Raw genomic sequence first — 12,592 nt, forward strand, 5'->3', positions numbered from 1 at the left:
TTTACTCTGAACGCACCGGCAGTCCGCCGACGGCACTGCCATCGGTGGACTGCAATGAGCCGTCAAATTGGCTGTCCAATGAGCGCTGCGTCATGTCGATGCCAAACAGTCCGACCGCTGCAGCTTGCAACAGCAGAAGGCCAACCAATGCAAGCGTGACTCCGTTGACGCTTCCGTCGTAGGCATACAGTACGCCGACAACTTGTGGCGCCACGATGGAAGCTGCGCGCCCGGCGACACTCGATATCCCGCTGCCACGTAGACGAACCTGAGTGGGGAAGAGCTCCGGCACGTAGGTGGAATAACCCAGCGTGGAGCAGCAGTAAATCGCGGTAATGAGCAATAGGCCAAGAACTGTGGTGCCTTCGATCGACCCTGCATGGGGATAGATCCCGCCGATTGCCCCGGCGATGATCGACAGCAGGACAATCCCGCGTTTTCTTCCCAGACGGTCGGAAAACCGGCTGGCCAGCCAGACACCAATCAGGCTTCCGCTGGACATAATTGTCGTGTAACCGAGGGAATGCGACATGGACAGGCCTTGCTTGACCAGAAAGGTCGGTAGCCAGATGACAAATCCGTACAGGGCAAATAGGGCCACGATATTCAATGTCATACCAAGCAAGGTTGAGCGCAGCAGCGGCGGCCTGAATAGGTCTACGGCGCGATAGTTCGAGCTGCGAGCCGGCGCTGCCGCTGCCGGCACGGGGAGCACATGTTTCAAGGAGATTTCGGCCTCGATCTCGTCGAGAATCCGGTTTGCTTCCTCGTGCCTCCCGGCAGATTCGAGCCAGCGTGGTGACTCCGGCATGTTCTTGCGCAGGAACCAGACGAACAATGCTCCGCCGCCGGCAATCACAAACATCCAGCGCCAGCCAAAGTTCGGAATAACTAGGTAACCGACCAGCGTTGAAATTAGGAGTCCGGACGTTCCCACCAGAAAGAGAATAGCGCTCCACTTGCCCCTGCTATGCGGCGGAACAAATTCGGTGATGGTGGAATATCCGACCACGATTTCCGCGCCTAGGCCGATCCCCATAATGAACCGGAAGGCGATCAGCCAGCTCATGTCAGGAGCAAGCGCGGCAGCGAACGACATGACACCGAATAGGATCAGGTTGAATTGAAACGAGAAGCGACGTCCGAACCTGTCTCCCAGCCACCCTGCCAGGAATGCGCCAATGAGTGAGCCGAGCGCACCGGCCGACGCGAACTGCGCGTTTTGCGCCACGGTAGCCCAACCTGATGTGGTCAACGCCACCATCACGCTACTGGCGAGATATAGATCGAAGGTGTCGCACAACAGGCCGGCGCCGATCATGCCTGCCAGGCGCCGGTGAAATGCGGCCTCCGGTAAGCGGTCGAGCCGCTGGGCTGCGGTATATGTCATGATTGTCTCCTTGGTAATGAGTATTTCGTTGGTAGAGGACGAGGATGGCATCCCGGGGTTGTGTCAGGAGCCGGGCGACGCACAGCGTCCCATCTTCAGGGCGGCGCCCTGATGGCGCCGGGCGATTTTCAGGCTCGCCTCGTCAACCAGCGTGCCGTCTACAACGATCGCCCCGATACCACGTGCGAGCGACTGCTCATAGGCTTCGATAACGCGTTGCGCCTGCGCGATTTGCTTCTCATTTGGGCTGAAGGCTTCATTAATGACAGGCACCTGAAGCGGATGGATAGCCCATTTCCCGGTAAAACCGAGGTCGCGCGCTTCTGCCGCCTCCACCGCCAGCGCGGCTGAATTGGCAACTTCGGGATGGACATGGTCGAGCGCCTGGATGCCTGCAGCAGCGGCAGCAGCGGCGACACGCGACCGAGCGTACCAGAGTGCACGACTGTTGAAAGCGATCCCAGTGTCTGCGATGTAATCGCCAACACCAAAAATCAGCGCTTCGCAACGCGACGAGGCCCGTGCAATCTCCGTGATATTCTCCAGCCCGCGTGCACTTTCGATCAGCAGTTGCAAGGTCTTGCCGGCCATGCCGCCTCGAAGCTCAAGCTGCCGGACCATCGCTTCGCAGGCATGTACGTCTTCGGCTCCGTGCACCTTCGGAACGACGATCGTATCGATCGGCATCCCTCCGAGCGCCAGCAAGTCATCGAGAAACCAGGGGCTCTCCAGTCCGTTGATTCGCACGCCGATTTCCTTATGCTCGAAGTGGAGCACGGTAAGCGCGTTGCGCATGATGATCCGGGCCTCGTCCTTCTTGTCGGGGGCAATGGCATCTTCAAGATCGATGATCAGGGAATCGCAATCAACTTTCGCCCCTTTCTCAATCATTTTCAGGCTGGACGCCGGCGTAACCAGCTGGCTGCGCCGCACGATAGCGGGTTGATTCACGATGTGCTCCTCAGTAGAAGAAGATTGGTGATCCCGGTAACCGCGGGCTCATCCTCGAGCTGGTTGATGCGCCGGGCAATTTCACGTGTCGTTTCTAGGCCGTACACGGACTCGGCCAGTCCCGAGTACTTGCCGACCATTTCCTGCCATTGCAGCGGACGGGAGGGCTCCCCAAGCGGTTCATCGACACGTACGGTGAGTTCGGGTATGCCGCGCACGCTCAGGATGGCGCCGCCGACCGGCAGACTTTCATCGATTCGTACGGCAATGCGGCTGGCAAGGGCGTCCACATCGTCCATGCCCAAACGCTTGTAGCTGCTCCAGTCGCACCTCCCGTCGAGCCACGCTACCGCGAGCTGGAAATACACGCTGAACTGGCCGTCAACGACATTGCGGGCATGCACCTTGTTCGACAGGGCCTCGCCGACGACCTGAACGGCTTTCGAGGACAGGCTCAGGTCAAGATCGACGTTGCCAGGCATACCGATGACGCGCTCGCGCAGCATAAGCCCGGCATCGATAGCCGAATGCGTGAGGCGACACGATGGATATGGCTTGATCGCAATCTCCCCGGCCGCCCACCACTGTCCCAGCCGGTCGGTCAGCAACTCGGGGCGAGCGGCATTGCTATATGCCGTCAGCAAACCGTAGCGCCCTTCGATGGCTGCCGTCGCGCCGACAGCACCCGCTTGTGCGAATGCCAGTGCCACTAGCGCATCATGTGCGGCGAGGCCGGGGTGCAAGCGCTTGTTCCACGCACCGTTTTCCAGGTACTGCATCGATCCCGCAGCCCTGCTCCCTGCGAGTCCGAACGCATTGGCAATGGCAGCACTATCGAGGCCGCGCAACCTGCCTGCGGCAGCAACTGCCCCGAAAATTCCCGCCACAGGCGTGTTATGGAAGCCGCGGTCGTAGGCAGTGGCGCCGACTGCCGCACCGACCCGGCACGCAATTTCGTTGCCGACGGCGAGCGCCTCGATGAACTGGCGTCCGCTCGCTCGTGTGCGCTCCGCCTCGGCGAGTGCTGCCGGGATGACGACAGCGCCCGGATGCAGGCTGCCAAACAGGCTGGTATCGTCGAAATCCAGCGTATGGGCATAGGCACCGTTCAGTAGTGCCGCGTACTGGAGCGGATAGCGGCGCGACTCGCCGACCACTGTTCCTGGTCCGATTCCCAGTGCAAGATCCCGCACGGCGCGACGAAATGCCGGACTGCTCTCCGCCTCCCGTGCTGCAAATGCGCTGTTACCGATGAAATCGAGAAAGCATTCTTTCATCCGGGATCGCGTCATTTGCGGAATCGCATCGAATGAGATCGTTGCTGCAAAGTCTGCCAGTGCGCGCGTTGCCCCCGTGCTCGCGTCCTGGGTCATTGGTTCGCCTCCGATACACCCGGCGTTTGCACCACGCCAGCACGCTGTAACGCATCGATCCTTTCAGCCGACAGGCCAAGTTCGGCGAGAATTGCTGCCGTATGTTCTCCCAGTGCTGGTGGGCCCAGCCTGTTAACCGATTCCAGTTCGGAGAATTGCGGCGGAAAGTCGAAGACCTTCACCTTTCCCACTGCGCTGTCGACTTCCTTGATGAACCCGCGTGACTGTAGGCGAGGGTGGTCCAATCCATCCGCCAGATCATTGAGTGCGCCCGACGGAATCCCGAACTCATGAAAACGCGCGAGCCAGTATTCGCGCTCATGCTCGGCCATCGCTTCACAAATCTGCCTGTCTAGCTCGGCGCGGTTTTGTAGCCGTGACCCATTCGTGGTAAACAGGGGGGCGTCAAACATGGCGGGCCGATGGATCGCTTCGCAAAACTTCTTCCACATTGCCGTATGGCCGCCCCCGGCTGCCAGGATTACCATGCGCCCGTCCTTTGCGGGATAAGGGCCATAGGGTGCCATCGTGTGATGATGCAGTCCGACGCGCTCCGGGACTTTTCCGCCGTACCAGTACATGTAGGGAAAATAGCCAGTCCAGGTCATGATGGCATCAAGCAAGGCGACCTGCACTTCCTGGCCGCGGCCGGTTCGCTCGCGGTGGAACAAGGCTTCCAGGATGCCGATCGTTGCATACATCGCGCCGGAAATATCGCATAGCGACAAGGAGATCTTGGCTGGCGATTCGGGTGTGCCATTGGTCAGGATTAGGCCTGTCTCGCCCTGGATGATCAGGTCCAGCGCGGAACGGTCTCGGTACGGTCCTTCGTCCTGGCCGAACCCTGAAATACGGCAGAACACCACGCGCGGATTGAGCTCCTTGAACCTGTCGTAGGTGAGCCCCCAATTCTCCATGGTGCCCGGCACAAAGTTTTCGATCACAATGTCGGCGGTCTTGACCAGGTCCAGCAGGATGTTCCGGCCTTCTTCCGTCTTCAGGTCCAGCGCGAGGCTTTCCTTGCCTGGGTTGACCCAGGCGTGGCCGGAGCACATGCCGTGCACGATGGTGTCCCAGAAGCGGATCAGATCGCCCGCGCCCGGGCGCTCGACCTTGATGATCCGCGCGCCCATCTGGCTCAGCAGTCGCGTGGTGAACGGCCCGGACACACCCTGCGTCAGGTCAATCACCTTCAACCCAGACAAACCGGCACTCATGATTTACTCCCGGCCTGTTGCGCGAGTTCCGCGTTACCATCGACAACTGTCCAGACCGTGCGCTTCTTCACCAGGACGGTACGCTCGCCTTCGGCCACAATCTTGCCGTCACTGTTAATGCCGGTGAAACGGTAGCGCAGCACGCCAGCATCGGGGCGTTTGTCGTCGTCGCGCACTTCCAGCACCTCGCTCTTCGCATACAGCGTGTCGCCGGCAAAAACCGGATTTGGCAGGCGTATCGCCGTATAGCCGATGTCCATGAAGGCGTTCTCGCTCATATCCTGGGAGGTCATTCCGACCACCAGGGCGATGGTGCAGGGGCCGACCACAATACGTTCCCGGAAACGTCCGCCCATTGCCCTGGTGGAATAGTCGCGGTCGAAATGCGCCTGTGCAGTGTTGAGCGACATATGTGTGATCGCATAGTTGTCGAAATTGGTAACGGTCCTGCCTCGCTGATGCTCGTACACGTCACCGACCTTGAAATCTTCAAAGTAATTGCCTGTTCCAGTCATACCCATATCAACGTTCTCCCAAGATGCGGCGCGCAATGACTTCCCGTTGCACTTCGCTGGTGCCCTCACCGATAGTGCACAGCCCCGAATCTCGCCAGTAGCGATTGACGGCGGTGTCGATCGCAAAGCCGGTCCCGCCGTGGATCTGCACCGCTTCGTGGCACACGCGGTGTGCCATTTCGGAAGCGAACAGCTTCACCATTCCCGCTTCGAGGTCGACGCGCACACCTTGGTCCATCTTCTGCGCCACCATGTAGCCAAGCTGTCGCGCCGCTTCGATCTGTGTCGCCATGTCCGCCAGCTTGTGGCGTATAGCCTGGAATTTGCAGATCGGCTGGCCGAACTGCACGCGGCTCTGGCTGTATTCCAGCGCCGATTCGTACGCCGCCTGCGCGAGGCCGATGCAGCGGAAGGCAAATTGCATGCGTGCTAGTTCATATACCGCCATCAATTGTTTGAAGGCCTGTCCTTCGACGCCGCCCAGCAGATTGGACGCCGGTACCTCAAAGCCGTCGAAGAACAGCTGGTACGAATGCATGCCGTGATACCCAACGGTCTTGATATGCGAGCCGGTGAGCTGCGGCGGCATGAACTGGTCGCCGCGCACCTTCTCCACGAACAGCATGCTGATGCCCCCATGCTTGGAATCCTTGCTGGTCCGGCAAAAGGTGGAGATGATGTCGGCGCGGTTGGCGTGCGTGCACCACATCTTGGTGCCATGCAGCACGTACGTGCCGTCTTGCAGGACTGCGGTGGTCTTGATGTTCGCGGCATCCGAGCCTGCTTCCGGTTCTGTCCCTGAATGCGCCGCTTGCAGTTTTCCCGAGACGAGGCCGGGGAGCCATCTCTCTTTCTGCTCCCGGGTGCCGTGCTTTTCCAGCAGCAGGGCAGAGCCCCAGTTGCGCGCCGGCAGTGCTCCGACTGAGAACCAGCCACGGGATAATTCCTCCGTCACGACGGCGACCGCCATCGCACCTAGGCCGAGTCCGCCGTACTCTTTCGAGGCGAGCACCGCGAAAAAGCCCATGTCGGCCATTTTTGCCAGAAGGTCGTCGGGAATCTCCTTGTCGTCCAGATGCAGTTGCTGCGCGACCGGCGCCACTTCACCATCGCTAAATGCGCGTGTGGCTTCCTTGAGCTCCAAAATGTCGGATGAAAGTAATGCCATTTCTATTCCTTCGATGTCTGACTGGGTGCGCCGCGCATCCTGGAAAGATTGCGGCGACGATATTCAAGAACCGGTTCGTTATCCTGGTTCACTGCCGAGGTATGCCACTCGACGATTCCCCAGCCGGGATGTGATTGGGATGGGCGACGGGATATCACCGTGGAACGCGAAATAATGGTGTCCCCGGCATACACAGGACGGTGAAACACGAGATCGTCGACGCCAAGGAATGGTCCGCCCGCCTCGGTCAGGTCTTCCACTGACAATCCAAGTGCGGTGGTAAACACGAACAGCGGATGGATCAGCGTTCCCTGGTATCCCAGCTGTCTGGCGTACCGGGTGTTGAAATACAGCGGGTTGTACTGCATGGTCATATTGCTGTACCAGACCGCATCATGTTCGGTGAAGGTCCGGCCCCAGTGATGGTTGAACTCACGCCCTTCGTCAAAGTCTTCGTACAGCAATCCGCGCGCTATGCGTCGTGTTGTCACTTTGTTTCTCCATTTTTCATCATGCAAATTGATACGAGGTCGCCGATATCGGAAAGCTTCTCGAGCTCCCAGACTGTTTCCATCGCGCGGTTGGCCTGCGCGTCGCCGATCACCCTGGTGGCGTTCTTCATGAACTTGGCGTTGATCTCGTCCTTGCTCAGGCGCCGGTCAGGTGTGCCAGTACTGGTCACCTCGCGGCGGGTGAGGATGCGGCCGCTCTTTAAGGTGATGCGCACCTCGCCCGGGAAGTGCCTGGGGAAATCACTGTGCGGATCCTCGTGGCAGAAAGTCTGCGACGCAACGCGCAACACGGCCGGGTCATCGAGCGGCTCGTCATAGAAGGCCGCCAGGTCGACCCGCCCCTTCACCAGAGCCAGGGCAACGACATAGGGGACGCTGAAGAGCGAGTCATAGATGGTTTTCGGACGGATGCAGCGTTCGCGGGGCTCAGCCACCATGTGATGCAGGTCGCGGCTCAGCAGGCAGTCGATCCGTTCGATATCATCCGGAACGACGTCCTTGCGCACGCCTAATGCAGCATCGACGAATGAATGAATGAAGTGGCAGCAGGGGTAGGGCTTCAGGGCGATGCCCGGACTGCGCCATTGGTCGCGCAGCCGGTACGATGCCTTTTGCTCGCCTTCCGGAATATGCCCGATATGCGCCATATAGAAGCCATGCTCACCTTCAAACACGGTTCGTGGCCCCTTGAACCCATTGCGCCCCAACGTCGCTGCGATGAGGCCTGCGTGCGCCGACCATCCGGGATGCAGGCGTTTAAGCCATGATTCACGCAGCTCCAGGATGCCCGAAGCCTGGCTACCGCATAGCCCCAGCGCGGAAACCAGCGCATTTTCATTGTCGCCATGCAACCGCGCCGCAGCCGCCGCCGCGGCGAAGGTGCCGCAAAGTGCGGTGGGATGAAAGCCGCGTTCATGGAACTTACCCGAGGCGGCCACTGCGAGCCTGCATCCGATTTCCAGCGCGGCGATGTAGGCAAGCAGGACCGATTTCCCATCTGCATGGAGCTCTTCGCCAGCAGACAATGCGGCCGCAAATGCCGGCGCACTCGCATGGTAAATCCCCGCAATGTGGGTGTCGTCAAAGTCGAGCCCATGCGCCAACGTACCGTTGACGAGTGCTGCCGATGCTGCGGGCAGGGCGGCGCCAGAACCGAGCGCCCGCGCTCCGACCCCAGAGCCGAGGTCCTTTGCCGCAGCAAGAACCGATCTGCCAAAGTCGAATCGGGACGATGCAAGGGCGATGCCGAGCACATCGAGGAAATGGCCTTTTGCTTGCTCGATCAATTCACGCGGCACTTCTTCGTAGGAAAGCCCCAGTGCAAATTCGGCCAGCAATTCCGATTCGCTTTTCGCTTGGGGAAGGGGGAATACCGAGGTAATGTCGGTTGATGACATATCGTCTCCGTTGCTTGTCAATGAATCTCTCACGGGGCGTCTCGTGAAGAATCCGCGTAGTTTTTTTAATGTGTTGAAGCGAGTGTAGTCACAGCTGATTGACAAGAGAATTCGTTTTATTCTATAAATTGATAGATGAATCCGATCAATCTGGAAATTGGTGATCTTGAGGCGGTCCTCGCCGTGGCCGAGAGCGGCAGCTTTCGCGCTGCTGCAGAACTACTTCATCTGACCCAGCCGTCGATCTCTGCGCGCGTGCAGCGTGCGGAGGATGTACTCGGAGTGAAGCTGTTCAGCCGAACGACCCGCAAAGTGACAATCACCGAGCATGGAAAGCGCCTCTGCACGCGGGCGGATCACACCATCTCGGAGCTGCGCTCGATCTTGCGGGAGTTCAAGGACGAGGCGCAGCTCAAGCGCGGGCGCGTCGTAGTGGGGGCGACACCCACCATCGCCGCAACCGTGGTGCCGGAAGTCATCAGGCGCTTTAATCGGCGCTGGCCGGGGGTGGAAATCATCCTGCGGGACGATTTTTTCGGACGAGCCCTTGAACGGCTAAGTGAAGGGGAGGTCGACTTTGCCATCGTCCCGGGTCAAAAGGCGGATTCGCGCTTCAATTTCGAGACGCTTTACATGGATGAGCTGTTACTTGCGGCTCCCGTCGGCCATCCGCTACTAAAAGGTAAGAGAGTCAGTCTTGCCGACGTAGGCAAGTACCCATTACTCACCATGCCTCAGCAATCGGCGATATGGGGGCTGATAGCGGATGCGTTCAGCGCCGAAGGTCTCGAATTCAAGCCAGCATTTCAGACAATGCACATGATGTCATTGATTGCCATGATCAAGGCCGACTTCGGGGTAGGCTTCCTGCCGCGGCGCATCATCCCGATGTTGAACATGGAAGATATTGGGATAGCGCGAGTCGGGCGCAGCGGGATCTACCGGGAGGTGTGCTTGGCGACTGATCGTACCAGAGCCATCCAGCCCGCGACAGAGGGACTCATGATGGCATTTCGTGAGGGCGTTTGATCAGAACCGGGCCTGATGCTCGGCCCACGCGTTATCGCGCGGCGGCACTTGCACCGCGGAGCATCCTCTGGGATACCTTGTTGGGTGTTAACTTTACACACTCGAAGGCCTAGGCTCGGGAACTCCAATTCCACGGTGGTCGAGCCGACAGCAACATCCCGAACTCGCTTCTCCTATGCTTCAATCAGCATTTCTCGGCTGACACCACCGAATCGCCAACCCCCACTGCGATCAAAGCGCCTTTCAGGTCGACCTTGCGCCATGTGAACAGTTGGCTGGCCGGCACGCCATGCTGGCGTAGCCGGGATGGATGCAGGTGTCGAAAACCGGTCGTGATAAATCGCGAATCACAACACCGTCGTTCGTGCTGTCGATCAGCTACCGAATATCTACGCTGCTGCCGGAACAGCCAATCGCCGGAAATCCACCAGCTCGTCGATTGTCAGCATTGGAAGCTTATGTAGCGCTGCGAACTCGGTGATCTCTCGTCCTCGCATCATCGAGCCGTCGGGATTCATCAGCTCACAAAGGACGGCTGCCGGCTTCAATCCCGCGAGAATAGCAAGCTCAATGGCACCTTCCGTGTGCCCCCGGCGTTCCAGCACACCGCCTGGCACCGCCCGCAAGGGAAACACATGTCCGGGTCTGACGAGATCTTCTGGACGTGCACCGTCGGCGATGGCGGCACGGATTGTCTGCAAGCGATCAGCAGCGGAAACGCCAGTCGTGACACCGTGCCTTGCTTCAATGGAGACAGTAAATGCCGTTCCATGGCGGCTCTCGTTTTGCTGCACCATAGGTGGCAAGGAAAGTTGCTGCAACTTTTCGTCGGTCAGGCACAAGCAGACAATGCCACTGCATTCGCGAATAAGCAGAGCCATCGCTTCGACGGTCAGCTTTTCGGCGGCGATGATCAAATCAGCCTCATTTTCGCGATCCAGATCATCCATCAAAATGACAGGACGACCGATACGCATGGACTGCAGGGCAAGGTCCAGGCGCTCGGTTGGCAGCGGCGAGGAAAACTGAGTAAAACGGAGATTGGTTTTTGACATAGAAACGCTCCACACAATAAATTGGCGAAAGCGTTTCAGGGCACGCAAATAAACATCCCCCATTCCGGTTACGAGGAGTGAGGATGCGGTAAATGCCTATCTTCTTTCATCCGGACTATGACCGTCGGCCCTGGAATCGCACCAGATCTGCTGACCTTGCTTGTCGCAAGCGCTCGCGGGCTTGACTACGGAAAGTAGTTTTACCGCCGGTGGGGAATTTCGCCCCGCCCTGAAGACGCACTGATACGGGACTGTTTGTTGTCCCGGGTAGATTTTATCATTGCGAAGTGATTGCTGAATCTGCTCGGGGTTGACTTCTTCTGACCAAGACATCGGAGTTCGCCCTTCTGTGAAGGAAGCTAAGTGTCCATTTCTGCAGGCTTTGCCTGCCGAAATGGACTCTCAGGCGCCACAAGCGGAACGTGGACGATACTGGTCTACTGACCAACGCCATTCACATCTGTACATCACTTGAAGCCCATTGGCGACCTCCCCCGAGTGCCAAGTAGTTGCTGTCTAGTCATAGCGCTCGATTTCTCGGAAAGATGGAAGGAACGTCTGCCCTCATATTGCCGCGAGTTCTGGCAATTGTTGTCGGGAGCGATTTGCGAGCTCGTGACCTGTGGTTGTTCGGCGAGAGCCACGTTAGACGCAAAAGTACAATTTGGACTATCATTCAAAATCACAGTACGGATTTAACGAAGAGTTTTTCCATGAGACGAGCCGAACCAGCTGCCGCTCCAAAAGATTCGAACGAAGCAGTCAACCATCGCACTATCGTTGGGCATCAGCGTCGTGCAAAAACCGAGGCGAAGATTATCGAGGCCGCGCTTGGAGTTTTTGCGGAAAAGGGTCGCGACGCGCCGGTCATCGATGATTTCATCAAGGCGGCCGGCATTGCCCGCGGCACCTTTTACAATCATTTTAAAAGTGTCAGCGAATTGCTGGAAGCCACGTCAACCTGGCTTACGGACGACTTGGTCGAATCGATTGAGCCAGAAATCAATCCGATCGAAGACCCTGTTCTGCGCCACGCCACAGGTCTGCGTTTGTGGATGAAGAAGGCAGAGACTGACGCGGCCTGGTGCGGCTTCGTGGCCACCTTCTGGTTCCGTGGCGGTTTTGGTAGAAAGGAACCACTGAACGACATCAAGGCAGGTATTAAATCGGGCGATTTTACCTGCACAGATTCCAACGTTGCGTTTGACATGGTAATGGGAACAATACGTCAAGGGATGACGCGCTTGATGGAAGATCCGAAGTTGCGCTCGCGCAAAGGCTACGGCGACAAGATTGTCAGAGTTATACTGCAAGGACTGGGCGTAAACCCGGCAAAAATTGAAGAAGTTCTCGCCCGCCCGTTACCTGACTTGCGCCGTCCTACGAGGTCTGTGAGCTGACGCGCTCTCGCCAGGCGGAGCAGTGTCAGCAGGCAGGGTGGAACGGACCCGCCATACTGCCGCATCTATAGACCCATACGCCGTGCAATCGCACGGCGCTGAGTAGTTCCTTTTACCTGTCAGTCGCAGGTCACTATTCTCCCTACTTCCAGCAGGCTTAATCGGCACCGTTTCGACATGGATGCCCAAATAATGCTGCGACGCAAACGTCGCGGTAAAGCGCGCTTGGTTGAGCCATTTGTTTTGCAGCGCAAAATAGATTATTTGCACAAAATGAACCATACGTCATGTTGACACTAAAGTTCAATATGAATAGTATGACTCAAAAACAGTGCGACTCAAATCTCAGATTGCAATTCTTTCGCACCAATTACAAGAAACAGAATTGCGTCCAAAACCGAGACGGAAGGTGGAGACATGGTCCTGGAAAGCGTTGTTATAAGCGTCGCTGCTGCGTGGCGGCAGTTTGTCGAGACGGGGCAGGTGGACGAGACGGCGGTGCGGCCGGTGGTGGTGCAGTCGTGGCTGCGCTGCCGCGCGCTGGGGGTGGATCCACGCGCGCCGAAGCTGCCGGTGACGCTCGAT

11 protein-coding genes and 1 riboswitch are annotated in these 12,592 nt (G+C 58.3%); of the genes, 2 read left to right on the plus strand and 9 right to left on the minus strand.

The features are described 5' to 3' along the window. Position 1: 1 nt before the first annotated feature. The 8 genes from VJ698_RS03690 to VJ698_RS03725 form a co-directional block, all read right to left on the minus strand. Entirely contained in the window at positions 2 to 1,390 is a 1,389-nt protein-coding gene (locus VJ698_RS03690; protein ID WP_324101331.1) for an MFS transporter, read from the minus strand. A gap of 63 nt (positions 1,391 to 1,453) precedes the next feature. Beyond that, positions 1,454 to 2,323: a CoA ester lyase gene (locus VJ698_RS03695; RefSeq protein WP_324101332.1), complete on the minus strand. Its 870-nt coding sequence runs from the start codon at positions 2,321 to 2,323 to the stop codon at positions 1,454 to 1,456. A gap of 14 nt (positions 2,324 to 2,337) precedes the next feature. Beyond that, on the minus strand, positions 2,338 to 3,714 hold the full coding sequence (locus VJ698_RS03700; RefSeq protein ID WP_324101333.1) for an MmgE/PrpD family protein: 1,377 nt from the start codon (positions 3,712 to 3,714) through the stop codon (positions 2,338 to 2,340). Further along, on the minus strand, positions 3,711 to 4,931 hold the full coding sequence (locus tag VJ698_RS03705; RefSeq protein ID WP_324101334.1) for a CaiB/BaiF CoA-transferase family protein: 1,221 nt from the start codon (positions 4,929 to 4,931) through the stop codon (positions 3,711 to 3,713). Before VJ698_RS03705 ends, VJ698_RS03700 begins: the two co-directional genes overlap by 4 nt. Continuing rightward, the gene (locus VJ698_RS03710) at positions 4,928 to 5,482 is read right to left on the minus strand and encodes a MaoC family dehydratase (protein ID WP_324101335.1); all 555 of its coding nucleotides are present in this window, start codon (positions 5,480 to 5,482) and stop codon (positions 4,928 to 4,930) included. Before VJ698_RS03710 ends, VJ698_RS03705 begins: the two co-directional genes overlap by 4 nt. Further along, positions 5,454 to 6,614 (minus strand): acyl-CoA dehydrogenase family protein, encoded by a 1,161-nt coding sequence (locus VJ698_RS03715; RefSeq protein WP_324101336.1) that lies wholly within the window; start codon positions 6,612 to 6,614, stop codon positions 5,454 to 5,456. The genes VJ698_RS03710 and VJ698_RS03715 overlap by 29 nt, the downstream gene beginning before the upstream one ends. A gap of 2 nt (positions 6,615 to 6,616) precedes the next feature. After that, positions 6,617 to 7,105, minus strand: coding sequence for a MaoC family dehydratase (locus VJ698_RS03720; protein WP_324101337.1), 489 nt, complete (start codon positions 7,103 to 7,105; stop codon positions 6,617 to 6,619). Continuing rightward, positions 7,102 to 8,628, minus strand: coding sequence for an MmgE/PrpD family protein (locus VJ698_RS03725; RefSeq protein ID WP_324101338.1), 1,527 nt, complete (start codon positions 8,626 to 8,628; stop codon positions 7,102 to 7,104). Before VJ698_RS03725 ends, VJ698_RS03720 begins: the two co-directional genes overlap by 4 nt. Positions 8,629 to 8,658: 30 nt before the next feature. Here VJ698_RS03725 and VJ698_RS03730 point away from each other — a divergent pair, with 30 nt between their 5' ends. Beyond that, the gene (locus VJ698_RS03730) at positions 8,659 to 9,552 is read left to right on the plus strand and encodes a LysR family transcriptional regulator (RefSeq protein WP_324101339.1); all 894 of its coding nucleotides are present in this window, start codon (positions 8,659 to 8,661) and stop codon (positions 9,550 to 9,552) included. Positions 9,553 to 9,941: 389 nt separating this feature from the next. On the opposite strand, the gene ribB is transcribed toward VJ698_RS03730, so the two are convergent. After that, positions 9,942 to 10,607 (minus strand): 3,4-dihydroxy-2-butanone-4-phosphate synthase, encoded by a 666-nt coding sequence (gene ribB / locus VJ698_RS03735; RefSeq protein ID WP_324101340.1) that lies wholly within the window; start codon positions 10,605 to 10,607, stop codon positions 9,942 to 9,944. 94 nt (positions 10,608 to 10,701) lie between these two features. Continuing rightward, a riboswitch (FMN riboswitch) is annotated at positions 10,702 to 10,848 on the minus strand. Positions 10,849 to 11,320: 472 nt separating this feature from the next. Here ribB and VJ698_RS03740 point away from each other — a divergent pair. Continuing rightward, entirely contained in the window at positions 11,321 to 12,007 is a 687-nt protein-coding gene (locus tag VJ698_RS03740; RefSeq protein WP_324101341.1) for a TetR/AcrR family transcriptional regulator, read from the plus strand. Positions 12,008 to 12,592 lie beyond the last annotated feature (585 nt).

The organism is Noviherbaspirillum sp., assembly GCF_035254685.1.
Lineage (GTDB): Bacteria > Pseudomonadota > Gammaproteobacteria > Burkholderiales > Burkholderiaceae_D > Noviherbaspirillum.

Bases quoted from the DNA above. Each gene is read 5' to 3' on its own strand.
- VJ698_RS03730 (WP_324101339.1), top strand. From the start codon at position 8,659: ATGAATCCGATCAATCTGGAAATTGGTGATCTTGAGGCGGTCCTCGCC.
- ribB (WP_324101340.1), bottom strand. From the start codon at position 10,607: ATGTCAAAAACCAATCTCCGTTTTACTCAGTTTTCCTCGCCGCTGCCA.
- VJ698_RS03715 (WP_324101336.1), bottom strand. From the start codon at position 6,614: ATGGCATTACTTTCATCCGACATTTTGGAGCTCAAGGAAGCCACACGC.
- VJ698_RS03705 (WP_324101334.1), bottom strand. From the start codon at position 4,931: ATGAGTGCCGGTTTGTCTGGGTTGAAGGTGATTGACCTGACGCAGGGT.
- VJ698_RS03700 (WP_324101333.1), bottom strand. From the start codon at position 3,714: ATGACCCAGGACGCGAGCACGGGGGCAACGCGCGCACTGGCAGACTTT.
- VJ698_RS03690 (WP_324101331.1), bottom strand. From the start codon at position 1,390: ATGACATATACCGCAGCCCAGCGGCTCGACCGCTTACCGGAGGCCGCA.
- VJ698_RS03740 (WP_324101341.1), top strand. From the start codon at position 11,321: ATGAGACGAGCCGAACCAGCTGCCGCTCCAAAAGATTCGAACGAAGCA.